The following is a 24,794-nucleotide window of genomic DNA, read 5'->3' as shown; positions in this document are numbered from 1 at the left end:
ATTATTGTTATAGGAAATAGTATGAACATGGCAGCAAATATTCACTCATCCCCACTGCGCAAACATCACAGCGCGATTGTTATAGGTGCTGGGCAGGCGGGGCTGTCCATGAGCTACTGTCTCTCACAGCAGGGAATCGACAATATTATTTTGGAAAAATCCAGCCAGGTTGCCGATAACTGGCGCAACCAGCGCTGGGATACCTTTTGTCTGGTCACACCCAATTGGCAATGCCAGTTGCCGGGATTTCCCTATCGGGGAAATGATCCGGATGGATTTATGGTAAAGGACGAAATCGTGGACTATTTGGAAAGCTATCGCGCTTTTTTCAATCCACAGATTATTTTTAACAGCCCGGTTATCTCGCTCAGTAAAAATGGCGAATTGTTTACCCTTGTTACGGCTGACACTATTTACACTGCCAATCAGGTGGTAATCGCTTGCGGCAGTTATCACGAGCCGCGTATTCCTACACTCGCCAAAAAAATGCCAGCACATATCGCGCATGTGCATTCCAATTTTTATAAAAACCCCGCCCAACTTCCACCGGGTGAAGTGATGGTAGTGGGCACTGGTCAATCGGGCTGCCAAATCGCTGAAGATTTGCATTTGGCTGGGCGCAAGGTGCATTTGTGCGTTGGCCCAGCGCCGCGCGTCAACCGTCGCTATCGCGGCAGGGATGTGGTGAATTGGCTAGACGATATGGGCTATTACACCACCACATTGGAAACCCATCCCGATGGAAAAAATGCAGTTCACTCCACCAATCACTACGTCACTGGTCGCGATGGTGGCCGCGATTTGAATCTGCGTATTTTTGCCGAGCAAGGCATGAAACTGTACGGCGTGTTAAAAGACACCGATGGTGAGCGCTTATTTTTTAAAGACGATTTAAAACAAAATCTGGATTACGCTGATCAAGTCGCTGCGCGTATCGTAAAAAGTATTGAAGAATATATTCAGAAAAATGGCATTGCGGCTCCTGAGGACGACAATGTCCACAGCGACTATTTACCAGATATCGTGACCGAACTTGAACTTGCATCATCCGGTATTAACTCAGTGGTATGGTCTACCGGTTTCGCAATGCGTTTTGATTGGATTAATCTGCCGGTCTTTGATGAATCGGGTCACCCCAAACAAAAACGCGGTGTCACTGATACAGCTGGCTTGTATTTTATCGGTTTGAACTGGATGCACACCTGGGGCTCAGGCCGTTTTTATCAGGTCGGGCGCGATGCAGAATATTTGAGTGAAGTTATGGTTATGCAACATAAGGACATGAAAGTCAGTGCGTGAATTTTAGTGAAATCCCAGAAAAATCCGAATCATTGCTGGTTCGGATTTTTTTGCTCGGTGTTTCTGCCGTAATTGTTAAACAGCAAAAGCTAGCTATAACGACTTATTTGGTATTCCATATTCTTTTTAACGCAAGGCCATTCCTGATCAATAATCGAGAACACTACTGTATCCCGATAAACGCCTTCCGCATTCTTCTGGTGGTTGCGTAAAATCCCATCCTGCTTGGCGCCCAGCCGCGCAATCGCTGCGCGCGATGCGTGATTGTGCCAGTGAGTGCGAAATTCAACGGCAATTGCATCGAGCGTTTCAAATGCATGAGTTAGCAGCAAATATTTGCACTCAGTATTGATACCGGTTCTTTGAAACGATTTTGCATACCAGGTATAACCAATCTCCACACGCTGATTCAGTGTATCTGCATTGCAATAGCGCGTACTGCCGATAATTTTTTGTGTGGCATTATCAATCACCACAAATACCAACGCGCGGCCGTCACTCTGATCTTTAAACGCTTGATCAAGATAAGCACCAATAGAGTTGCTGCTGGGAACGGATGTGAACCACAAGTTCCATAATTCGCCATCGCTGGCTGCTGCGAGTAATGCATCGGCATGCTCACGATTTAGTGGAGCGAGGGTGACGAGATCACCTTTTAATGTGGTTTCGTAAAGCCAGGGGTTGTTCATGGTATTCCTTTAAAGTTTTCGATTAATTATTTATTGCGACTGTAGGTTGCCGGTGAGGAACGAACCGCAACATGACCATATGCCCGCAACCACCAATACCCAATTCGTGTGCTGTTAATCTTTCGTGCAAATACAACAATGTGCCGTTTGTGATGGTGAGTGTTGCGGTTCGCAAGCTCACCAGCAACCTACGACTACAACTTTTCCTTATCCCGAAAATAAGCCACCAACGCATTGGCGTGGCCATGCCCCAGCTCGTGTTCCTGCTTCAGCCAATTAACCATCTCCATGTGTTTCATCTGCTTTTGCGCAGAAAGTAGCTTGAACCAATGTTCAATCGGATGGCCATATTTGGCTTCGATGGCCGGGAAATAGGATGCAGGGCCTTTTACTTTTTCAGTGTTGGACATTGGAGTCTCCTAAAGTCTGATGATATTTATCAAGCTTGCTAAATCGCAAGTTTCATTACTAGTCGATTGAGCCAAAGATAATTCGACAGCTGGATTAGTTTTTATCAAAAAGAGGAATGACGGTTAAAACCACACCAACCCTTTGTAGGGGCTTTCTTTCAATGAGTCCAAACGGGTTTGCAAATTCCCACAGTGAATTTCCAATTTATGTCCGTCGGGATCAAGGAAATACAAAGAATCACCTTCGCTGGTGTTTTGCTTCCATTCAACCACTTTAGCTTCACGTAATTGCGCGGCGATTAGATTGAATTTATCTTCTGCGCAGTCGAGCGCAATATGCGAATAGTCCTGGCTGGGGATTGCTGTATCGCAAGATAAACAGAGCCATAAATCCCCAAACTTAAATAAGCGCCTGCATCCCAACGGGCGAGGGGTTTAAAACCCAATAGCTGGATGTAAAAATCAAAAGAGGTATCAAGGTCGCCGACTGCAATAGTGATGTGATTTAAGCCGCGTAGCATGATTTATTTCACTGCAATTAATTCAATTTCAATTAAGTGTTCAGGGCTATAAAGGCGTGAAACTTGTACCCAGGTTGCCGCTGGAAATTGACCATTTACATAAAACGTTTTACGTTCAGGAATTTGTTGTTGCAGTGCTTCAATATCCAAAGCATAAATATTTTCTTTAATCACGTTCTGTGATGTCAGCTGGTAGCGGGCAAGAATTCCGCCAAGTTCTTTATAGCAAACACTTACCGCCTCCTGATAATTGGCGCCCCCGCAAGTCACCCCCGAGATGTGGTAAGTGTTTCCCGTTTGGACAACTGCTGCGTAACCGATGTCTGATTCCCAAGAGTTAATTGTATGGCGTGTAATTTTGGTTGGAGCCGTTTGCATACAGCCTGCTAGCAGTAGTGTTGCAAATAAACAGATCATTATTGAACGCATGATTAAGCCTCGTTATTTGAATTAATGACGTTAAACAAAAAACCCGAACCATTTCTGATTCGGGTTTTGGTTTTTCTCTCACCACATCTAAAAACTTACACGTTGTAAGTCGATGATGAGGTGTGGCCGCCGCGGCCGGTCCAGTTGGTGTGGAAGAACTCACCGCGTGGTTTGTCGGTGCGCTCGTAGGTGTGCGCGCCGAAGTAATCGCGTTGTGCTTGCAGCAAGTTTGCTGGCAAGCGGGCAGTGCGATAGCCGTCGAAGTAGGTCAGGGCAGAAGTAATTGTTGGAGCAGGGATGCCGTTTACAATCGCCGCTGCAGCAACACGACGCCAGCCAGCTTGCGCTGCTTCTACGGTGTTTCTGAAATAATCGTCGAGCAACAAGTTGTTCAATTCAGGATTCTTGTCAAAAGCATCTTTGATATTGCTCAGGAAAGATGAGCGAATAATACAGCCGCCGCGCCACATCATGGCAATGCCACCGTAGTTCAAATGCCAGCCGTATTCTTTACCAGCTTCGCGCATTAACAAATAACCCTGGGTGTAAGAAATAATTTTTGATGCGAACAATGCATTGCGCAGATCATTGATGAACGCTTGTTTGTCACCGTCAAATTTAACCGCTGGGCCGCTGATTAGTTTGGATGCTTGAACGCGCTCGTCTTTTTGTGATGACAAGCAGCGTGCAAATACCGCTTCAGAAATCAGGGTGAGAGGCACGCCTAAATCCAGTGCGATAACTCCAGTCCACTTACCGGTACCTTTTTGGCCAGCGGTGTCGAGGATCTTCTCAACCAAGGCTTCGCCATTTTCTTTGTAGCCGAGAATGTCGCGGGTAATTTCAACCAAATAACTTTCGAGTTCTCCTTTGTTCCACTCGGCAAATACATCGTGCATTTCGTCGGTGCTCATGCCGAGCACTTCTTTCATGATTTGGTAGGCTTCACAAATCAATTGCATATCACCGTATTCAATACCGTTGTGCACCATTTTCACAAAGTGGCCTGCGCCTTTCTCACCCACCCAATCACAGCATGGGCTGTTGTCTGCAACTTTGGCGGAGATATTTTGGAAAATGTCTTTAACGTGTGGCCATGCCGCCGGTGAGCCGCCGGGCATAATCGATGGGCCAGTCAATGCGCCTTCTTCACCACCAGAAACGCCGGTGCCGATAAACAACAGGCCTTTGCTTTCAAGGTAAGCAGTGCGACGGTCGGTATCGGGGAAGTGGGTGTTGCCGCCGTCGATGATGATATCGCCAGCTTCAAGATGCGGAATGAGTTGTTCGATGAAATCGTCTACTGCTTTACCGGCTTTAACCATCAGCATAATTTTGCGTGGTTTGGCGAGTGACTGCACCAGCTCTTCAATCGAGCGGGCGCCGCGAATGGTTTTGCCTGCAGCGCGGCCAGCGATGAAGCTGTCTACTTTTTCAACTGAGCGGTTGTAAGCGGTAACTGTATAGCCTTTGCTAGCCATATTGAGGATGAGGTTTTCACCCATCACAGCCAAGCCAACTAAGCCTATATCGGAAAGTGGTTTCATAGTAGTAATAGCCTATCGTTGTGGTTGATGTCCTGACCCGCACGGACAATTCAACAGGACAGTTCCGGTCGCCAATGTCACCCGAATGCTGACCTGAAAAATTCCAGGGAGCAGTGATTGACCGATTTCTATGTAACGGCGCTGCTCTAACGGCTGCGCTCTTGAAGGGGTGCGTATTATTCCCGTTTGTGCGCCAAAAAAACAGCTGAATGGGGAAAACTTATGGCTATTTTGGTGATTGTTTTGCTCAATTTGAGGGGCGTAACTGTTGGATCTTGCGTTTACGGCGGCGATTGGGCGTGGCCTGTTGCGTTAAGGCCCAATCGATATGCTCCTGCACTAATGGGCTCGCAGTCCGTCTTTTTTCGGTTAATGAGGCCATGATGCGCTCCTCACTCGGAGCATTGCCCAAGCCCACCGCCAAGTTCCTTAGCCATCCCTCATAGCCAATCCGGCGGATCGCCGAGCCTTCGGTTCTGGCTAAAAACTCGTCTTCTGTCCAATTGAACAGTTCGACCAAATCGCTATCGGCCAAACCGTGGCGCGGCAAAAAATCTGTCTCGCCAGTGAATTGCGCGTATTTATTCCAGGGGCAGATCGCTTGGCAGTCGTCGCAGCCGAATACGCGGTTGCCCATGGGTTCGCGGAACTCTTCGGGGATGCTGCCTTTGTTTTCGATGGTGAGATAAGAAATGCAACGGCGCGCGTCCAGTTCATAGGGGCGCGGGAAGGCATCGGTAGGGCAGACTTTTAAGCAGGCTGTGCATTCACCGCACTGATTGATTTGTTCGGGTTGGTCAATCGGCAGCGGGACAAAGGTAAAAATCTCGCCGAGGAAAAACCAGCTACCCACACTGCTGTTAATGATCAGCGTGTGTTTGCCCGTCCAACCCAAGCCGGCCTTTTCAGCGAGCGGGCGCTCCATGACCGGGGCGCTATCGACAAAGGCGCGGTTTTGGCCTTTGTGGGGATAGTCCTCCGGCAGTGCATAATCGATTTTTTGCGCGAGCACGCTCAGGCGTTTGCGGATCAGCTTGTGGTAATCGCGCCCTAGCGCATAACGTGAAATATAAGCTTTGGTTGAGTCTTTGAGGATTTTTATCTGCTGGGTATCGCCCGGTAAATAATCCATGCGCACAGAAATCACCCGGACAGTGCCGGGCAACAGTTCCGCCGGGCGCGAGCGTTTATTGCCATGCGCGGCGAGCCATTCCATGCTGCCGTGATAGCCCTTTGCAAGCCATTCTTGCAGGCGCGTTTCGGCGTCCCCCAGTTCGATATCGGTAATACCCACTTGCTGGAAGCCGAGTTCGCGCCCCCAAAGTTTGATATTCGCGGCAAGTTGATGGAGATCGAAATCTGACATGGGCTGCAACTGAAAGGATGGATTGTGCATTTTGCCAGAATTAATAGACACAAGTGTAATAAGCGCCAATTCTGATATTGGCTAGACTGAAAAGTACACAACTAAACCAATAAATCCCGAGGTCAACATGCTCTCCAAGTCAGCAATTATCGGCAGTGCTGCAATTTTGATTCTGTGGTTTACGACGTCTGTACAGGCGCAAACGTCCAGTGTTATTCACACTATTCCCCATGCAACGGATATGGATCGCTATTCGCTCAAAATGTTGGAACTGGCGCTGTCCCATTTAGATACACCCTACAAAGTCCAGCCAGATACCGGTGAGCAGCGCACGCAAGGTCGTTATGTAGATGATGTGATCTCAGGGAAAGTGGATTTGATGTGGGCGGCAACGGATCGGGACATTGAAAATAAGCTGCAGCCGGTGCGTATTCCACTGCTAAAGGGATTGTTGGGGCACCGCATTTTTTTGATCCACAAAAATGATCAAGCCAAATTTGATCGGGTGAAAACCTTTGCAGATTTACAGAATCTCAAGTTAGGTCAGGGCACTACCTGGGCCGATACCAAAATTCTTGAGGCGAATAAATTAACCGTAGTAAAAACCAATAAATACCCGAGTCTGTTGTACATGCTCGACGGCAACCGATTTGATGCGTTTCCGCGCGGTGTGCAGGAACCATGGACAGAGGTCAATTCTATTTCCGGTCTGGAGTTAGAGGTCGAAAAAAGAATAATGCTGGTGTACAAAATGCCGTTCTATTTTTTTGTTAGCAAAAACAATCAAAAATTAGCAAAAGATCTTGAATTGGGGTTAAACCGCGCAATTGCTGATGGTAGCTTTGACAAGGCTTTTTTCAGCGACCCTGCGATCCGCACTGCAGTGGAAAAAGCAGATTTGAAGAATCGTCTGGTCTTTCAATTGGAAAATCCGCAATTACCTGAAGAAACACCGGTTGATCGGCCAGAATTGTGGTTGGATGTGAATAATCTGCAGTAACTTGGTGCACGCTGCACAATTCTTCACAGTTTTGTTGGGCAGCGGTTCAGCCGCTTTTGTTATAGTCGGGACTCATTTTTTTGAAGGATGTTTATTATGAAGTACGCAATCTCCGGTTTGTTGATAAGTGTGTTGACGGGAATGTTCAGTTTTTCTGCAGTGGCAACCCCCTTACCTGCACAGCCTCACGTATATGTTGAAGGCTCTGCGGAGATCGAGGTCGAGCCGGATATGATGGCCTTTACGCTCAGTATCCAAACCGTCGATATTGATCTTGCCAAAGCGAAAGCCGACGTGGATGCGCGCTCGCGTTTGCTCATTGAAATCGTCAAAAAATTTGGTATCAAAGCCGATGATGTTGCCACTACCGCATTAAATATCCGCCCCGAATACGAATACAAAGAAAACCAACGTGTATTGACCGGCAACAATGTATCGCGTCAGGTGGATATCAATCTGCGCGATTTGAAAAAATATCCGGAGATGATGAAAGCTTTGGTCGATGCCAAAATTTCCGAGACCATCAATACCAATTTAACCCTAGCCGATAAAAAAGCCGTGGAAGAAAAAGTGCAAACTGCGGCAATGGATGATGCCAAAGCCCGCGCTGGTCGCTTGGCAAAATCGCAAGGGCAAACACTGGGTGCGCCCTGGTCTATTTCAGAATTTAATAATCGCGGCAATGAGCGCTGGGAATTGACCCCCAATCGCCAGTTGATGGGAAGTTCTGCCAAAGAAGTGGGCGCTATGCGTATGGCCGATTCAGCGGAACCTTTTGAGCCGGGTGTAATGAAAATCAGTGCACAGGTGTATGTGGTTTATCTGTTGAAATAAATATCCGCCAGTGATGATTTAAAACTCCATTCTCTGTTTCAGCTCGCGTGCTTGTCGGCGCGAGCTGATTACTTCAGTTTTATCCTGCATCACAATCCTCAATCCATCGCCGATCCAGGGTTCTATGCGGACGATAAAATTCAAATTAATTATTTCCTGGCGATTCGCGCGAAAAAAGGTATTGGATTCAAGGCGTTCCTCCACATAATTTAGCGAGCGCGGCAATAGTGCACTTTGGCTATGGAAAAACACGCGCGCGTAATTTCCCTCGACTGCGATGCGGCTTATATCGCGGAATTTTACAAAGTGGCAGCGTTCACCTTCGCGGATAAATACATGTTCCGGTGACGCCTGGTTAGGTGCGCGAGTGGATTCCATTTTTGCATGCGGCCGGGCTGCGTTCGGTGCGATTTTTTCCAACGCAATTGCCAGCCGTTCTTGTGTTACCGGTTTTAGTAAATAGTCGAGCGCATTCACTTCAAATGCGCGCAACGCGTGTTGTTCATACGCAGTAGTAAAGATAACCTTGGGGGTGTAATCGCATTGTTCGAGCAAATCAAAACCGCTACCGTCAGGCAAGTGAATATCCAACAGCAGAAATTCCGGTTGTAACTCATTGACAAGCGCGAGTGCGGATTGAACATCACCCGCTTCCCCAATAACGTTACAGTGCGGATGCTCTGCTAACAAACCGCATAATTCTTTGCGTGCAAGGCGTGAGTCATCAACGATGATTATATTCATGCTAACTCTTCCAATTTTTTAGGGCGCGACACATTTTTTTTTACAATGGCATGCAGACGCGGGCGACAACGTGTTCACCGAGTTGCAACTCAAGTGTTGCCCGCTCGCCAAAGGCAATTGCCAGTCGTTCGCGCGCATTCGCAAGGCCAATGCCATTACCTTGGTGTAGCGCGGGTAATTCTGCAGCAGGGTTTTCCACCTCCAATTGCCACTCGCTGTCATTTAGTCGCTGTGCTCGCAGGCTCACCAAGCCACCAGTGCGACGACCGGCAATGCCATGTTTGATCGCATTTTCCACCAGTGTCTGCACCAGCAGTGGTGGCACTTTGGCATCCAGTAGCGAATCATCAATTGCAAATTCGTATTGCAAGCGCTGCTCAAATTGCAATGCTTCCAATGCGAGATACCCGCGCACCCAATCCAGTTCTTCGCGCAATGGCACGGTGGTATGCGCTTCAGCCTGCAATAAACCGCGCAGCAAGGTCGCTAAATCGGCCAAGCCTTTCCGCGCTGCGTGTGGATCCTCCAGAATTAATGCACGCAGGTTGTTGAGTGAATTAAATAAAAAATGGGAATTGATTTGGCTGCGCAAAAATTGTAATTCAATTTCGCGCAATTTCGCTTGGTCACGCCAGTGGGCGATTTCTGTTTCGCGCCGTTTTTTAAATTCACTGCGCAATAAATACAGCATCGACCAGAGCGCTAACATAAATGCCGTATTAAACGTATATAAAACAAAACTGCTGGCGCTAAACGGGTGAATGCCGGCGCTGTGTTCTGGCGCTAGCGCGAAAACTGCATAAATCAGTAGGTGTAATACTATTTGTATAGTCAGTGCCGCAAGCGGAATCAACCAACCTAAATGCAGGCAGGTGCGCAAAAAAGTGAGCTGCGACTGTGCGCGCGAATAGAGTGCACGTAATTGGTGGCTGGTGAATAACAGCATAAATGACAGTGTGACAAAAATGCCGATTGCCGCGTTGGAAAAACTATTCCAGAGCACCGCAAAAATAATATTCAGCAGCAAATAGCTGCCCCAAAAAAAACCTTGCGCCAGCAGATACTGGCGCGGGTAGTTCGTAACGTGTCCTTGATTCATTTTGCGCTCAAAAATTCGCTTATTTGTTGGTTGACCCAATCGCCATCATCCCAGGTTAAGAAGTGGTAGCCAGTATCGGACAAACGTATATCAACATTTTTCAGTTTTGCATATTGCAGTTGATAAATTCCGGCTGTGCTGTCTTTGGTTGACCCGTAGGCTTTATATGCGGCCCACGCACCTAACACCAATGTGGGTTGTTTGATTGCGGCTATATCATTGCGCAGATCGGTGGTCATTAGGGCGATCATCGCTTGGGTGGTGGTTGCACGGTCGCTATTTTTACTCCACTCGATCAAAAGCGGTAAGCGCGCAGGATTATTGCTCATGCCCTGCATATTGGCTGTGGCATTTTTTTCATAATCTACCTGGCTTTGGTTGTTCATCATCACACGCATTTGCTCCGCTTGCGGGCGCATCAACTCGGCCGTCAAGGCCGGATTTTGAATGGCGGGATAAAACGGCAGCGCATCGACAATTACCAGCTTATCAACCAATTCCGGCGCCTTCAGCGTAAGCATCAAACTGAGTGTACCCCCTAAGCTGTGCCCCACCAGCGTGAGCTTTTTTAATTTATGCGTGTTGATATAAGCCAGGATCTCGTCGCGCATGGCGATTAAAAAATCCTGTTGCAAGCCGGGTTTTGCAGGATGACCAGCAAAGCCGGGCAATTGCAACAGATGACACTGGTAATTTTTTTGGAAGTGATCGCAGGTAGCGCGGAAGGTTTCCTTGCCGCTGTTAAGCCCGGGGATAAAAATCAGCGCCGGGCCACTGCCTTTGGTTTCAACGGAGAGTGAACCTTTGATTGGTAATGAGGTTTCACCATGGCTTTGGTTAGCTGACACCATGCAGACCAGTACGGCGATCATGACCGCCATAAGTCCACCATTTTTTTTACACAACATATATTGCTCCTTATCCTGAGGTTGGTTTGATTAACTCAACATCACTATATGAGCTGTGTAAAAAAGTGTGGGCGGGTTTCGTGACAGTGGTTGTGAGCCGTGGCTAGCGGTCAAAAAAAAGGGCGAGCGGTAGGGCAGTCAGTGTGGATTGTAACAACGGTTCAGTCCGCACAACTCTGCGCAATATATTCCTTCCATTTCACTATATCGGTGCCATCGGAATCAAACAGGCTGAGGCCAATTAGATAGTCGCCATCCTCATGGGGGCGGCACCATTTAACTTCAGTGACGAGCAAAAACTGGCGGTCACTGGCTTCATCGCGAATGCAGCAGCGCAGGATGATATCGGTAGCAACCGCTTCGTGGGCAATCGCACGCAAACCATTGGCGGAAATGTCCAGGCTTTTGCTCACCACCAGGGTTGGTTCGCCGTTGGCAGATGAGTCGAGCTCGATAATCACCGTGAGTTGATTATCGAGCCGGTATTCCTGGCGCTGATCATTATTATTCATAGGTTTTTCCATCGCACTGCTACCTATATGGGTGCCTGTTTATGGGTGCCTGGTTTTTTTATTTAAGAGACGTCGCGGCGCAAACCGCGAATCACTTTGGCCAACTGGTCTTCAAAATTGTCGCCGTTGCGCAAAATTTTTATCTGCTCTTCTACCATCAAGGTAATTAATTGTTCGCGTGTATATTCGGCCAGTTTGCGCCCGACTTGATCGGCAAAAATATATTTTCCGGTGGAGCTGATGATCACAGAGAGCTTCGCGCGCAATTTTTCGTCGGCATTTTGCTCGCTGTTGATCTCCAGCCAGGCACCGACTTGCAATTCACTAATACTCTGGCTGGCTTGCTGGTGTTTGGCAATAGTTGCTGCTGCTTGGGTTGCCGCTTGTTCAATGCGCAGGCGCTCGGCTTCGGCGGCTTGTTCGGCTTCGCGTCGCATTTTTTCATCGGCTAGAGCGCGCGCTTCCATCATGGCTTTGCGCGCAGCGGCGCGGCGCGCCTCAAGCTGTTCTTCTATACGCGCTTGTTCGGCGGCGCGCTCGCGCTCGGCTGCAGCGGCCGCCGCTTGTTGTTGGGCAATCAGTGCGCGCACGACTTGTTCGGCTTTGTTTTTTTGCAGCAATAATTGCGCCTGCACACTGCGGTTAGCGCGTTCGATCAAGGGCGGCAAGAGCGAGCGAATGATGGCAGCAAGGTCTTGTGTCAGCAGCGGGCGCGCAATGCCGGTAGATAAACACAGGGCAAAATCCTTGGTGTTTTTGTTCATCACCTTGCGCCCGGTGTGATCGACAAATAACAGTTGGTCGATGGCCGGATTTTTTAGCGCAAGTTTGCAGCGGATACTGTCTGCACCATCCACGTTAAAGATAATCCAGTCTCCAACATTAATACTGTCGGTTTGCTGCAACAGTGTTTTGGGAATGTGAGTGTGCATATCGCTCTGCCCGCCGGGATTGGCGAGTTCGGAAAACAGTGAACACTCTTGCGCTTGCTTTTGGATTGCGCTCATCAAGCAATGGTTTAATTGTTCGACCAATTGCACATAAGCTTGCGCGTTGCTGTTCGGGTATTGCAGGCTGCGCTCCAATTCGGCGAACACTAAGGGGATTTGGTCGTAGAGCAGTTGATCATCAACCTCAATCCCATCGCCAGAAAATAATTGCCCCAGCGCAGGTAAGAGGCGCTGCCAGCTTTTCCACAGGGGTAATTGCGATAGCTCGGTTGGATCAGTATTAAACGCCCAATATTGCAATTCGCTTTTGAGCGTAATAGCGATAGTGTTGTGTAATTCGACGGGCAGTGGGCGCTCGGCCAGATTATGGTTGATGGCCTCGGCGACGCGCGCTTCAGCACTGATTAATTTCAGGTTGGCCAATTCGGTTTCGCACAGGCGTGCTTCAAGCATGGTAGCGCGCTTGTCTTCGGCGGCGAGCCAGTTGGTAAAGTCATCTAGCTGTTGCTGCAAATTGGCGGCACCGGCGATCTGCTGCTCTTCACTAGCGGACCAATAAGTGGTGGCGAATGCCAACAAAGCGCTGAGTTTATCGAACAATTGCTGGTTAGGTTTGGAATCGCGCTTGCACCAATGGCTGGCGGGTGGTGTGATGGTAGAAAAAAACACGCGCAGCGGATGCTGTGCGCTGCAGTAAAATTCATCGTCCTTGGCGATCTGCGCGCGCGCCGCGGATGTGAATTCGTCTAACAACGGTTGCAGGCGTGTATCCCAAGAATTGGTGTGGATAAATCCGCGCAACAATTCAGCCGCTAATTGCAGGCGCAGGCCAGCGGGATCGACCGATTCGGCCGCGGCGATACTGGCAAAGACTTCGCTCAGTTGCAGTGAGTCGCCGTCGATAATCGCTTGCAGGGTAAATTCAGACATGCAGTTCCGTGGTCGTAGAATAAGGCAGCAGTGGCATCAGTAAATAGAATCTCCTGCTCAATATAGTCAACTTGGCTGGGAGCTGCTGCATTTTCTCTGCCATTCCGGCAACGCCTTAACCCCCATCCAGACCGGCGAAGCCTTAACCCCATCCAGATAAGTTGCGTATAATCGCGCCCCATTCCTGCCCCCTATTGGTTGCGCTCCATGAAAATTACCGCTTCATCCCCCTATCTGTACACCGCCAGTGAAGTCTATGCACTGGATGCAGCCGCGATTGCCGGTGGTATTCCCTCTATCCAGTTAATGAAGCGCGCGGGCCGGGCCGGGTTTGAGTTGCTGATCGAGCGCTTTCCTGCGCCGGAATTGATCAGTGTCTATTGCGGTGCGGGCAAAAATGGCGGCGATGGTTATGTGCTCGCGGCCTTGGCGGCACAGCGCAAGTTGCCGGTACAGGCGATCCAATTGACCGCTGCTGAAAAGCTAACCGGTGAGGCGCGTCAGGCCTATGATTTTGCCGTGCAAGAAGGCGTGAACATACTGCCGTTTGCCCAAGCAGCAGCACCAGCGAGTGGCGTGATAGTGGATGCCCTGCTCGGTATAGGTTTGCGCGGCGCGCCAACCGCCGAGTTTGCGGCGGCGATTGCGCAGATTAACCAAACGGGTTTACCCGTGTTGGCGCTGGATATTCCCTCTGGCTTAAATGCCGATACCGGCGCGGTTGCCGGTGTTGTCGTGCAAGCACAAATCACCATCCCTTATATCGCTCTAAAGCGCGGATTACTGACTGGCCGTGGCCCGGCGGTCTGTGGTGAGTTAGTCCTTGCTAATCTGGATATCCCCGCCGTTACTTATAATGAAGTTTCCCCCAGCGTAGAACGCTTGACCTTGGATGCGTTATTACCACTACTCGCACCGCGCGCTGCAGATGCCCACAAAGGCGATTTTGGCCATGTGATGGTGATTGGTGGCGATACTGGTTACGGCGGTGCTGCACTGATGGCGGCCGAGGCAGCGGCACGCACTGGCGCCGGCAAAGTTAGCGTGGCCACGCGCCCTGAACATGTGTCTGCCATTCTCGCGCGGCGTCCAGAAATTATGGCCTGTGGTGTGGTCTCCGGGCAGGAGCTTGAACCGCTGTTGGCACGTCCGACTCTGCTGGTCGTTGGCCCGGGTTTGGGGCGCACGCCTTGGTCGGAGCAGATGCTGCAACAGGCCATCAAATCCGGCTTGCCACTGGTATTGGATGCAGATGCGTTGAATATCCTCGCTGAAGGTCGTGTTGTTCCGGTTGCCGGTCATCAGCAACACAGTCCCTGGTTACTCACCCCTCATCCGGCAGAGGCCGCGCGTTTGCTCGGCATCACCACCGCTGAAGTGCAGGCTGATCGGTTTGCGGCGGTGCGGGCGATTAGCGCGCGCTATAACGCCAGCGTGATTTTAAAAGGGGCAGGCAGTTTGGTCGCTTCTGCCGATGGCCTGATTGGTGTAGTGACCGACGGCAACCCCGGCATGGCCAGCGGCGGTATGGGTGATGTGCTCTCCGGTATTTTGGGCGGTTTGGTGGCGCAGGGATTGAGCGCGCATGATGCGGCGCGGTTGGGGGCTGTCATCCATGCTTGCGCAGCGGATCTGGCCGCTGAAGACCTCGGCCAGCGCAGCCTGCTGGCGACTGATTTGATCCCCTATCTTGGACAATTGCTCTAAGGTCAAAACCCTCTATGACAACCTATCTTGCCGTGCAGACCTATCTCGCAAATAACGAAACTGAAATGGTTGCTCTGGGTGAGCAGCTGGGGCGCGCTTTTAACCTGTATCCCGATGCGCTTACCGTACATTTGCTCGGTGATCTCGGTGCAGGCAAAACGACGCTCACACGCGGAATCCTGCGCGCTTTTGGTCATACGGGCGCGGTGAAAAGCCCGACTTATACCTTGGTCGAAGCCTATGAATTTCCAGTGCGTACTGTTTACCACTTCGACCTCTATCGCCTCGGTGATGCGGAAGAGTTGGAGTACATGGGCATCCGCGATTATTTTGCCGCTAACACACTCTGTTTGATTGAGTGGCCAACGCGCGGTGCAGGCGTTTTACCCACGCCGGATCTGGTGGTTGATATCAGTGTCGCTGGCGAAGGGCGCCGCATTGAAGTGCGCACTGACTCTGCTGACCTGGCCAGATTGCTTCCCTCCGCCTGACGTTTTCTTATCCCCCCATACACTCCGGTTCATTGTTCAATTGGTGAAAAATTCATTCATGCCCTAGGCTTAGTGGATCTTTCCTGTGTGACCAATCGGAATACCATTAATCGAGTGTTAAAGGATGTACCTGAGTCATCGACTTCCGGCGGGCAGCGCCAGTTTTTTTTTATTCTTGTGTTTATTCCTTGCGCCCACCGTTTACGCCTATGAGCCTCCGCCCCAAATTTTATTTGGCGGTGATCTTGCTTATCCTCCGCTGGAGTGGATGGAAAAAAATCAAGTCAATGGGTTTAACGTTGATCTGGCGCGCGAGGTCGCTCGAGTTGGCGGCAGCAAGGCGGAGCATCACCTGGGCAACTGGCCGGATACCATGCGTGCGCTGGAACAAGGGCATCTGGATGTAGTGCCTATGTACTATTCACTGGAGCGCTCGCGCAAGTTTATCTTTACCCAGGCTTACCTCTATTCCTCGCATGCGATTTATGCGCTGCCCACCACTGCGCGCGTATCATCGATTGGCGATCTCACTGATAAAAAAGTGGCGGTAGAAGAGGAATCTTTCGCCCATCAGCAGCTGCGCCATCTGGCGAAAAAGCCGGACTTGGTGCTGACCTCGAATACACTCTCAGCGATAGAGTCGGTCATGCGGGGCAGTGCCGATTACGCAGTACTGTCCAGCCTGGCGGCCGATAATTTATTGCGTCAGCACGAGTGGGAATTGGCGCGGATGGGGCCGCCATTTTGGTCGCGCGGTTACGCGTTTGCAGTCGATAAAAATAAACCGGAATTGGCAGAATGGCTGCAGGATTCCCTGAGTACCGCCATTGCCAATGGCAATTACCAAACGCTTTACCAAAAATGGCAAAACGATCTGGAGCCAGCGCAAGCCGACAACCGTTGGCTGCCATTTTTTTCCAGCGCATTTGCGCTGTTGTTGGCGGCATTCGTACTGGGCGGCAGCTGGTATTGGAGTTTAAAACGCAAGGTGGAGCAGCGCACACAGGAGTTGAGCGAAGCGCTGGCGCAGCGCGCAATTGCCGAACAGGAATTGCTCCGCGTCGCCCATTATGATGCACAGACTGGCCTTGCCAAGCTGCCATATTTTATCGATCAGCTGGATGATTATTTTCACGCTCATCAACAGCCGGTTAAACAAGAAAAAGAAATCCTGGTAATAAAACTCGCTGATCTCGATGTAATTGTGCGTACTTTCGGGTTCGCGCGCGCGGAAATGATTGTGAGCGCATTTGCGAATCATCTGCTCAAATTGGACGATGCTTTGGCCGCTTATTTAGGGCGCGGTGTATTTGCGTTGTTCATTAATAAGAGCAACGCGCTCGAATTATTCGATCGCCTGAGCAGCGCTATGGCCGTATCAGACCCGGGATTAAATTCGCAATTTGTCGGCGGTTCGGCCTACTGGCCAGAGCATGGACGCTCAGCGGGGAAATTAATGCGGCACGCCGAAACTGCACTGGCGATGAGCGAATTGCGCCGCCGCCGCTGGCTCGCTTATGAAGCAGCGATGGAACCCAGCCGTGTTGATTTGGATATTATTTCAATTTTTATCGACGGCAATGTGCAGGGTATTTTCCCTGTGTTTCAACCGCAATTGGATTTGCGCTCAGGAAAAATTACCTCAGCCGAAGTGTTAGTGCGCTGGCAGCATCCGCGCTTGGGTTTGGTGCCACCCAATGTATTTATTCCGCTGCTGGAAAATTCCGGCTTGATCGAGCAAGTGACTGAGCAGATGATCGACGAAGCAGTACGTGTGGCGGTAATCTTGCGCAAACGCGATTTGCCCTGTTGCATTAGCATCAATATTGCCGCCTATGATTTAATTGAAACCAATCTTGCCGGTATCGTAAGTCAGGCACTCGTGCGTTATCAGGGGTTATCCAGCGATATTAAATTAGAACTCACCGAGACCTCGGTTGCGTCAGATCCGCAGCGCGTAAAACAAGTGCTTACGCAAATGAGCGAGTTGGGTATCTATGCCTCAGTTGATGATTTTGGTACAGGTTATTCATCGCTCTCCTATTTAAGCATGTTCCCTATCCGCGAATTAAAAATCGACCGCACTTTTGTCAGCGATATGCTTGGCAATCCGCGCAATCACAGCATAGTGCGCTCAACAATTTTAATGGCGCGCGAACTTGGATTAGTGACTGTCGCCGAAGGTGTGGAAGATGACCAGACATTGCAAATGTTGAAAAAAGACGGCTGCGATATCGCCCAGGGTTATGTTATTGCGCGGCCATTGCCAGAGGCAGAATTTATCGAATTTATGCGCGCCCACGCGGCGCAGGTATTTGATATGAGCCAATTTATGAAATAGGGTTTCACCAGTAAAGCTGGAGGGTTCTCTGCTCGAAAAGTTTTGTTAAATCTCCTCGCTATAAACGCGCGCTCCCTATAATTCCCCGCTCCGAATTCACTACTAATAACCAGAGAAATCATCATGACCACTGAATTTCAGGCATTGTGCAATAGCATTGGCAATGAGGTAGCGCGTTTGCTGCCGGAATTTTTACAAGTACCTGAAGATTTCAATATCGCGCGCGGCAATTGTGCGCTGGCCATTATGAATGCGGCGGGTGAATCTTATGGCCGTTTGTTTGGAGACTTTCCACCGCGCCAGCGCGAGTCGGCAATGGTCGTGTGGAAAAAGGCCAATCAAGTTTGGCTCACCGGTTTTGCTACCGGCACCTTTGAGAAGCTGGCGTATGCTGGCCAAATCGATGAAGAAAAATATGGTTTGGCGCGCCCGGAATATATTGGCTGGCTCGGTGGGCTTGAAGCGCGCACCGCAAGTGGTGAGCGTTTGGTGGTAGCCTTCAGCGGTGTGCGCGGAGAGCAGGATCAGGGAATTTTGCGCAAAGCGGCAGAAAATTTAAAAAGTTTTTCGATTGTTGATTGCTAAAAACAAATCGTTGGTAAGTGGCTGCAGGCTACTTGCCAACGAGTGTGGTGTACCTTTTGTTAGAATGTCCAACCTAATTGCAAGCCGCCACCGCGATAATCTCCGCCGCTGGTATAGGCGATATCCATCACAAAACGCCTCCACTGATAACCGATACCGCCGCTAATTAAATTGTCGCGCAGGCCAGTTTGGTCGTTGCGATAACCAGCGCGCAGTGCGAGCGAATCCCATAATACATATTCCGCACCCAGGCTTAACTCTTGCGTGCCCGCTTCATTGGCCATGGGTTTTGCCTCGCCTAAATCGTAATCCAATCCCACACTGAATTTTTCATTCACATAACCAACACCGAGGCGCGAGCGCGAGCTGAGCGTGACGCTAAGATCAGGTGCTGGTTCGCCAGTAACGGGATCTGGGTCTTGGATGGTGGTAAAACTTTTTTCAAATGCATCCTTGAGCGTGAGGCTGACGCGGTAGTGTTCCTTGATGGTGGCGGCTACACCGAAATCGGCATTGAGTGTGATATGGGTTGCCTGGGTATCTGAAAATTCATCAACACCTTCATCGGCAGAATCCAGGCTGTCATTAAAGTCGGCGGTATCGCGAAACGCATCGACGCGCATCAATTTGGGGGTGATGCCGACAGCTAATGTGTAGTCGCGCCATTCAAATTGTTTTGCCATCGCCATGCCCCATTCGCTGATGGCAAGCGCGCTGATATCAGCATTGGACGTGAGCGTGCTGGTGGGATCGATTAACTGGCCATTGGCGTTAATCAGCTGTGGATATTGCGCGGCGACGGTGGCGGGATCAGCACCAGCGGCGACTTGATTCATGGAGTCGATATAGTCATTGAGCAGGGCGTTATCGGCATCGGTGACATTGGCGAGGCCGCCACCGATCAGGCGTGTGCCGAAATAAAATGCACCACCTTCGCGGTTGCTGGGTTCGCTGATGGTGAAGCCGATAAAACTGTCGATGTTCAAATCTTGATTGGCGATATCGTCCAGCGCATCGCTCAGGTCTTGCGCTGAAGCGGCGACTTGTCCGGCGCTCTCGGTAGTCGGTGCTGCGTTAAACGCGTTAATCGCGCTGCTGAGCTGTGTGTCCAGTTCATCGTCGATGGCATCTACGGCTGCTTCGGTAGCATCGGACACCTGCACCACAATACTGGGCAGATACACCCGGCCATCGCGCCCGGCCTCCTCTTCCTTATCGTGAAAGGCGAGCAGGGCGGGATTGTAAAATGCTGCCTGCGCATGGCTGCCAATCGCGGTGGCCGAACCGCCCATCGCCAGCGCGCGGGAATCGTATACGCCATAACTGATTGCCATGCCGGGCATGCTCATCAAGGTTAAGCAGGCGGCGGCAAGCGGATGACGAAGTGGGGTGATGCGGATGGTTGATGGCATAGCGGGCACCGAAATAATGTTTTTGTGTCGCCATAATGCAGAGACTGGCTTGAGTATAGCCGTGTCTGGTTCACAAAATCGGGGTAAATCCCAGGTTGTTTTTCTGGTCATTTATTGAACGCAAAGGCAATTGTGCTAGAGCGAAAACAGGGTTTTGCGGTAAAGTGCGAACTTGTGCCAAATAGGGCGCTCTTATCGATGGCGCCTGCGGTGATGCACCTAAGCTCCGCCCCATAATTACAATTGTTGATGTTATTGAGATCGCGTATGGTTTTTTTCCGCTGGCTGAGTGCTATTTGCTGCTTGGGCATTGTGTTGGTTGCCCAGGTCGCCCAGTCTGCGACGGTCAATGGTGTGCGCGTGTGGCGCGCGCCTGACCACACCCGCATCGTGTTGGATCTGGATGCGCCGGTGCAACACAGCCTCACTCTCGCCGGTAACCCCGACCGCATTATTCTCGATGTACCCAACAGCAAATTGTTGGGAGATTTAGCCAAGCTGCCACTGGCTGATACTCCAGTGACTGTCATTCGCAGCTACGTGCACAACAAAACCGATCTGCGCTTGGTGTTGGATCTAAAAGCCAAGGTTGCCCCCAACAGTTTTTCGCTCAAAGCCAGTGCCGGTATGCATGACCGCTTGGTGATCGACCTGTACGATGAAGTGGCCCCTGCTGTCACTGCCACACTACCGGCAGCACCAGCGACAACTGCGCCAGCGTCCAGCAATAAGCCGGTTGTGACCCAGCAGGTCGCCAAACCGGCCGCTGCGCCATCAACGTCTCAAGCCGCGCCGCTTCCTTCTGCATCAACTCCCACTGCAGCAACTACCACCCAACCGGTCGCGCGCGCAGATTTGAGTGGCAAGCGTTTTATCGTGATTGCAGTTGATGCCGGGCACGGCGGTGAAGATCCTGGCGCTATGGGGCCGAATCGCATCCGCGAAAAAGAAGTCACACTTTCCATTGCTAAAGAATTGGTCGCAGCGATTAATGCGCAGCCGGGCTTTACCGGAAAATTAACCCGCACCGGCGATTATTTTATCCCGCTCAAAAAACGCCGCGATCTTGCGCGCAACATGAAAGCAGATTTGTTTGTGTCCATTCACGCCGATGCTTTTACTAAAGCGAGCGCGCGCGGCGCTTCGGTATTCGCGCTCTCACAAAACGGTGCGACCTCTGAAACTGCACGCTTTTTAGCGCAGCGCGAAAACGAATCAGATTTGATTGGCGGTGTGGGCGATATCAGCCTCGACGATAAAGACCAGGTGTTGGCGGGAGTGTTGGTGGATTTATCGATGACGGCAACGCTGAACTCCAGTTTGCAAGTCGGCCATCACGTATTGAATTCAATGGGTGGCATTGCGCATCTGCATAAACGCCATGTCGAGCAAGCGGGTTTTATGGTGCTCAAATCGCCGGATGTGCCATCGATTTTGGTAGAGACGGGATTTATTTCCAATCCTGAAGAAGCGCGCAAATTAGCGACGCCTGCGTATCGCAAACAAATGGCGCAATCGGTATTTAAAGGGATTAAACAACATTTTTATCAGCATCCACCGGCGGGCACTTATGTTGCGGCGCAATTGGAATCGGGTGCGATTAAAGATTTCGAACGGCAACATACAGTCGCGGCGGGTGATAGTTTATCGGCGATTGCGGCGCGTTATGGTGTGAGTTCGCAGCGGTTGATGCAGTACAACAATTTGCGCAGCACCACCGTGAAGTTGGGGCAGACGTTAAAAATTCCAGGCGGCGGCAGTAATGCTGTTGCTGCTACCACTGTTGCCAGCCAACCAGTCGCTCGCCCAACCTATACTCCATCACCTGCGCTGCCGCGCCAGCATCGTGTAGTGGCGGGCGATACTTTATCGCGTATTGCTGTGCGTTATGGGGTTACTGTGCCGCAGCTTATTAAACACAACAATATGAAAAATCCCACCGTAAAAATTGGCCAGACCCTCAAAATTCCAACGTCCTGATTGATTCAGGCTACCGGTTTCCCCCATGCGAAAAATTAAATTGCTCAGCCCGCGCCTCGCCAACCAGATTGCTGCTGGTGAGGTAGTGGAGCGCCCCTCTTCAGTGATTAAAGAATTACTGGAGAATTCCCTCGACGCCGGTGCAACGCGCTTGGAAATCGATGTGGAAGAGGGCGGCATCAAATTAATGCGCGTGCGCGATAATGGCGGCGGTATCGACAAAGATGATTTGCCGCTCGCACTGAGCCGCCATGCCACCAGCAAAATTTATGAGTTGGATGACCTTGAAGCAGTCGCGACTTTAGGATTTCGTGGCGAAGCTTTGGCGAGTATAAGCTCGGTTGCGCGCCTTGCATTAATCAGCAGCACCAATGAAGAAAGCGCGGGCTGGCAAGTGGTTGCGGAAGGGCGCGATATGGAAACACAGTTGTCTCCCGCACCTCACCCGCGCGGTACCACCGTTGAAGTACGGGATTTATTTTTTAACACACCCGCACGCCGTAAATTTTTGCGCACCGATAAAACGGAATACACACATCTCGAAGATGTTGTAAAACGTTTGGCTCTCTCTCGTTTTGATGTCGCGTTTAATTTGCGCCATAACGGCCGCGCGATTTATTCGTGGCGCGCCGGTGATTCGCAGCTTGAGCAAGAGCGTCGCGTGGCACAAGTGTGTGGTCCTGCATTTATGGAAAATGCAGTGCATATTGAAATGGAGCGTAGTGGTTTACGTCTGTGGGGGTGGGTGGCGCAGCCGACGTTTTCACGCAGCCAGGCCGACTTGCAGCACTTTTATGTGAATGGTCGCGCGATTCGCGACAAGCTCGTCAGCCACGCCGTGCGCCAAGCTTATCAGGATGTTTTGTATCACGGCCGTCATCCGGCGTTTGTGTTGTATCTGGAATTGGATCCATCAACCGTTGATGTGAATGTGCATCCCACCAAACACGAAGTGCGTTTCCGCGATAATCGCAGTGTGCACGATTTTATTTATTCGAGTTTGCATCACGCCTTAGCAAGAGTTCGTCCGGAAGATACCTTGGCAAAACGCGAACTGGGCGAGGGCGCCGATGAAGCTGCTGGTGTAAATCCGTTCGCGCTTTCATCTGCCAAACCGATTCAAGGTATTGCCGCCGGCGAATTTAAAGGGCAGGAGAGTATAGGCTTTCGCGCAGCTGCCAACGTGAATTATTCATCCGGCTATCAATCCAATTATCAGCCAGCCGCAATTAGTCCCGGTGCTGTGCGCGAACAAATGGCGAGCTATGGCGAATTGCATCGCCCTGCGAATCCTACAGCAACTTATGCGATGCCTGATTCCGGCAGCGAGGATATTCCACCGCTGGGCTATGCCATCGCGCAACTCAAAGGAATTTATATTCTTGCGGAAAATGCACAGGGTTTAATTGTGGTGGATATGCATGCGGCGCACGAGCGCATCACCTATGAGCGTATGAAAGAATCCTTCGCCTGCGGGGGTATCCAAACCCAGCCACTGTTAGTGCCCGAGAGTATTGCTGTAAGCCAAAAAGAAGCTGACTGCGCTGAAAATTTTTACGATATTTTTAAATCGCTCGGTTTTGAATTGCAGCGCGCTGGGCCAGAGACATTATTGATCCGCCAATTGCCGGTAATTTTAAATCGCGCCAAAGTCGAACAATTGGTGCGCGATGTATTGTCGGATTTAATCGAGCATGGCAGCAGTGAGCGTATCCAGCATCACATTAACGAAATTCTCGGCACCATGGCCTGCCACGGTTCAGTGCGCGCCAATCGCAAACTGACAATTCCCGAAATGAATGCACTATTGCGTGATATGGAAGCGACCGAGCGCAGCGGCCAATGCAATCACGGCCGCCCAACTTGGTTGCTGCAATCGCTTGATGAACTCGACAAAATGTTTATGCGCGGACAATAGTGAACATGAACAGCTCTGCGCAAAAATTACCCGTGATTTTTTTGATGGGGCCAACTGCCTCAGGCAAAACCGATCTTGCGATCGCCTTGCGCCAACATTTGCCGGTTGAACTAATCAGTGTGGATTCTGCGTTGGTCTATCGCGGTATGGATATCGGCTCAGCCAAGCCCTCGGCACAAGAGCAGGCCTTGGCGCCGCACCGCCTGATTGATATTCGCGATCCTGCGAAGCCTTATTCTGTGGCCGATTTTTTGGTGGACGCTGAGCGCGAAATTGCGGCAATTCACGCGCAGGGGAGAATTCCTCTGCTGGTCGGCGGCACTATGCTGTACTTTCGCGCGCTGCTGGATGGCTTGGCTGAAATGCCTGCGGCAGATGCAGAGGTACGCGCGCAGATTGAGCGCGAGGCGGAGGAGTTTGGCTGGCCGCATATCCATGCGCAGCTCGCGTTGGTTGATCCGGAAACCGCTGCGGAAATTCATCCCAACCACTCACAGCGAGTCAGTCGCGCGGTGGAAGTGTATCGCGTGAGCGGTAAAACCATGGCGCAGTTGCGCGAGGTTCAACGTCAACCTTCAGCGCAACAATCGTTTTGCGAGCGTTACAATGTTTGCCAAATTGCCATAGCGCCGCGTGATCGCGTCATCTTGCATCAGCGTATAGCTAACCGGTTCGAGAAAATGCTCGCCAGTGGTTTGGTTGATGAAGTGAAGTTCTTGCATCAGCGCGGGGATTTACATCCGGATTTGCCTGCGATACGTGCGGTGGGGTATCGCCAAGTGTGGGATTATCTCGATGGGCGCTTGAATTACAGCGAGATGATAGAGCGCGGAATTATTGCAACGCGGCAATTAGCCAAGCGCCAATCCACCTGGCTGCGCGGTTGGTCGACAACACCAAATAGTGAACTACACTGGGTATACACTGAGACTGAGCAGGGAATTTCACTTACAAAGGAAGAAATTGTGCGTTGCGCCTTGAATTTTATAGGGTCCGCAGCCATATAATGCCTACGTGAGAACCCTAGTCAGATTTTCATGCTTTCTTCCACCCTCTCCTTACTGGATGTACTAGGTGTCTCGGGTGGGTAATTACTATAATTTTATTGTCCCTAGGAGATAA

Annotated in this window: 21 protein-coding genes and 1 pseudogene; 10 read left to right on the top strand and 12 right to left on the bottom strand. The window is 50.6% G+C overall.

Annotation, left to right across the window (positions count from 1 at the left end):
* Nucleotides 1-21: 21 nt before the first annotated feature.
* Nucleotides 22-1,299, top strand: coding sequence for an MSMEG_0569 family flavin-dependent oxidoreductase (locus tag B4E62_RS03710; RefSeq protein WP_331351113.1), 1,278 nt, complete (start codon nucleotides 22-24; stop codon nucleotides 1,297-1,299).
* 89 nt (nucleotides 1,300-1,388) lie between these two features.
* On the opposite strand, the gene B4E62_RS03705 is transcribed toward B4E62_RS03710, so the two are convergent.
* The 6 genes and pseudogenes from B4E62_RS03705 to queG all read right to left on the bottom strand — a co-directional run bounded on the left by B4E62_RS03705 (nucleotide 1,389) and on the right by queG (nucleotide 6,261).
* The gene (locus B4E62_RS03705) at nucleotides 1,389-1,988 is read right to left on the bottom strand and encodes a GNAT family protein (RefSeq protein WP_331351112.1); all 600 of its coding nucleotides are present in this window, start codon (nucleotides 1,986-1,988) and stop codon (nucleotides 1,389-1,391) included.
* Between the two features lie 194 nt (nucleotides 1,989-2,182).
* Nucleotides 2,183-2,398 carry a DUF4287 domain-containing protein gene (locus B4E62_RS03700; RefSeq protein WP_331351111.1) on the bottom strand — a complete coding sequence of 72 codons (216 nt, stop codon included), beginning with the start codon at nucleotides 2,396-2,398 and terminating at the stop codon, nucleotides 2,183-2,185.
* A 123-nt stretch (nucleotides 2,399-2,521) separates the two neighbouring features.
* A pseudogene (gene fos, locus B4E62_RS03695) lies at nucleotides 2,522-2,919 on the bottom strand (fosfomycin resistance glutathione transferase).
* Nucleotides 2,920-2,922: 3 nt separating this feature from the next.
* A complete protein-coding gene (locus tag B4E62_RS03690) occupies nucleotides 2,923-3,348 on the bottom strand; it encodes a RidA family protein (RefSeq protein ID WP_331351110.1) in 426 nt (141 codons plus the stop codon).
* 95 nt (nucleotides 3,349-3,443) lie between these two features.
* Nucleotides 3,444-4,895 carry a decarboxylating NADP(+)-dependent phosphogluconate dehydrogenase gene (gene gnd, locus B4E62_RS03685; protein WP_310072726.1) on the bottom strand — a complete coding sequence of 484 codons (1,452 nt, stop codon included), beginning with the start codon at nucleotides 4,893-4,895 and terminating at the stop codon, nucleotides 3,444-3,446.
* A gap of 247 nt (nucleotides 4,896-5,142) precedes the next feature.
* A complete protein-coding gene (gene queG, locus B4E62_RS03680) occupies nucleotides 5,143-6,261 on the bottom strand; it encodes a tRNA epoxyqueuosine(34) reductase QueG (RefSeq protein WP_331351109.1) in 1,119 nt (372 codons plus the stop codon).
* 127 nt (nucleotides 6,262-6,388) lie between these two features.
* On the opposite strand from queG, the gene B4E62_RS03675 reads away from it, so the two are divergent.
* Both B4E62_RS03675 and B4E62_RS03670 read left to right on the top strand, forming a co-directional pair.
* Nucleotides 6,389-7,261 (top strand): diguanylate cyclase, encoded by an 873-nt coding sequence (locus B4E62_RS03675; RefSeq protein ID WP_331351108.1) that lies wholly within the window; start codon nucleotides 6,389-6,391, stop codon nucleotides 7,259-7,261.
* Nucleotides 7,262-7,357: 96 nt separating this feature from the next.
* On the top strand, nucleotides 7,358-8,095 hold the full coding sequence (locus B4E62_RS03670) for an SIMPL domain-containing protein (RefSeq protein ID WP_331351107.1): 738 nt from the start codon (nucleotides 7,358-7,360) through the stop codon (nucleotides 8,093-8,095).
* 18 nt (nucleotides 8,096-8,113) lie between these two features.
* Here the strand turns inward: B4E62_RS03670 and B4E62_RS03665 are convergent, their stop codons facing one another.
* The 5 genes from B4E62_RS03665 to B4E62_RS03645 form a co-directional block, all read right to left on the bottom strand.
* A complete protein-coding gene (locus tag B4E62_RS03665) occupies nucleotides 8,114-8,839 on the bottom strand; it encodes a LytTR family DNA-binding domain-containing protein (protein ID WP_331351106.1) in 726 nt (241 codons plus the stop codon).
* Between the two features lie 40 nt (nucleotides 8,840-8,879).
* Nucleotides 8,880-9,938: a sensor histidine kinase gene (locus tag B4E62_RS03660; RefSeq protein WP_331351105.1), complete on the bottom strand. Its 1,059-nt coding sequence runs from the start codon at nucleotides 9,936-9,938 to the stop codon at nucleotides 8,880-8,882.
* Complete coding sequence (locus tag B4E62_RS03655; protein WP_310072719.1) at nucleotides 9,935-10,846, bottom strand: alpha/beta hydrolase; 912 nt, start codon at nucleotides 10,844-10,846, stop codon at nucleotides 9,935-9,937. Before B4E62_RS03655 ends, B4E62_RS03660 begins: the two co-directional genes overlap by 4 nt.
* 161 nt (nucleotides 10,847-11,007) lie before the next feature.
* Nucleotides 11,008-11,358: a PilZ domain-containing protein gene (locus B4E62_RS03650; RefSeq protein ID WP_310072716.1), complete on the bottom strand. Its 351-nt coding sequence runs from the start codon at nucleotides 11,356-11,358 to the stop codon at nucleotides 11,008-11,010.
* A 62-nt stretch (nucleotides 11,359-11,420) separates the two neighbouring features.
* Nucleotides 11,421-13,238 (bottom strand): DUF1631 family protein, encoded by a 1,818-nt coding sequence (locus tag B4E62_RS03645; protein WP_331351104.1) that lies wholly within the window; start codon nucleotides 13,236-13,238, stop codon nucleotides 11,421-11,423.
* A gap of 207 nt (nucleotides 13,239-13,445) precedes the next feature.
* Between B4E62_RS03645 and B4E62_RS03640 the strand changes: the two genes are divergently transcribed.
* The 4 genes from B4E62_RS03640 (at nucleotide 13,446) to B4E62_RS03625 (ending at nucleotide 18,362) form a co-directional block, all read left to right on the top strand.
* Complete coding sequence (locus B4E62_RS03640; protein WP_331351103.1) at nucleotides 13,446-14,945, top strand: NAD(P)H-hydrate dehydratase; 1,500 nt, start codon at nucleotides 13,446-13,448, stop codon at nucleotides 14,943-14,945.
* A 14-nt stretch (nucleotides 14,946-14,959) separates the two neighbouring features.
* Nucleotides 14,960-15,436: a tRNA (adenosine(37)-N6)-threonylcarbamoyltransferase complex ATPase subunit type 1 TsaE gene (tsaE, locus tag B4E62_RS03635; protein WP_331351102.1), complete on the top strand. Its 477-nt coding sequence runs from the start codon at nucleotides 14,960-14,962 to the stop codon at nucleotides 15,434-15,436.
* A 124-nt stretch (nucleotides 15,437-15,560) separates the two neighbouring features.
* Nucleotides 15,561-17,777 carry an EAL domain-containing protein gene (locus tag B4E62_RS03630; protein ID WP_331351101.1) on the top strand — a complete coding sequence of 739 codons (2,217 nt, stop codon included), beginning with the start codon at nucleotides 15,561-15,563 and terminating at the stop codon, nucleotides 17,775-17,777.
* Nucleotides 17,778-17,900: 123 nt separating this feature from the next.
* On the top strand, nucleotides 17,901-18,362 hold the full coding sequence (locus B4E62_RS03625) for a hypothetical protein (protein WP_310072708.1): 462 nt from the start codon (nucleotides 17,901-17,903) through the stop codon (nucleotides 18,360-18,362).
* Nucleotides 18,363-18,421: 59 nt separating this feature from the next.
* Here the strand turns inward: B4E62_RS03625 and traF are convergent, their stop codons facing one another.
* Nucleotides 18,422-19,774, bottom strand: coding sequence for a conjugal transfer protein TraF (gene traF / locus B4E62_RS03620; protein WP_331351100.1), 1,353 nt, complete (start codon nucleotides 19,772-19,774; stop codon nucleotides 18,422-18,424).
* Between the two features lie 267 nt (nucleotides 19,775-20,041).
* Between traF and B4E62_RS03615 the strand changes: the two genes are divergently transcribed.
* From B4E62_RS03615 to miaA, 3 genes are read left to right on the top strand one after another with little or no spacing between them, the layout of a single operon-like run.
* Entirely contained in the window at nucleotides 20,042-21,754 is a 1,713-nt protein-coding gene (locus tag B4E62_RS03615; protein WP_331351099.1) for an N-acetylmuramoyl-L-alanine amidase, read from the top strand.
* A 25-nt stretch (nucleotides 21,755-21,779) separates the two neighbouring features.
* On the top strand, nucleotides 21,780-23,672 hold the full coding sequence (gene mutL, locus B4E62_RS03610; protein WP_331351098.1) for a DNA mismatch repair endonuclease MutL: 1,893 nt from the start codon (nucleotides 21,780-21,782) through the stop codon (nucleotides 23,670-23,672).
* A 5-nt stretch (nucleotides 23,673-23,677) separates the two neighbouring features.
* Nucleotides 23,678-24,679 carry a tRNA (adenosine(37)-N6)-dimethylallyltransferase MiaA gene (gene miaA / locus B4E62_RS03605; RefSeq protein WP_331351097.1) on the top strand — a complete coding sequence of 334 codons (1,002 nt, stop codon included), beginning with the start codon at nucleotides 23,678-23,680 and terminating at the stop codon, nucleotides 24,677-24,679.
* The last annotated feature ends 115 nt before the right edge of the window (nucleotides 24,680-24,794 follow it).

This window comes from Cellvibrio sp. UBA7671, assembly GCA_002483145.1.
Lineage (GTDB): Bacteria > Pseudomonadota > Gammaproteobacteria > Pseudomonadales > Cellvibrionaceae > Cellvibrio > Cellvibrio fibrivorans.
Note: the sequence above shows the minus strand (reverse complement) of the source record. Positions and strands in the feature narration are given on the sequence as shown.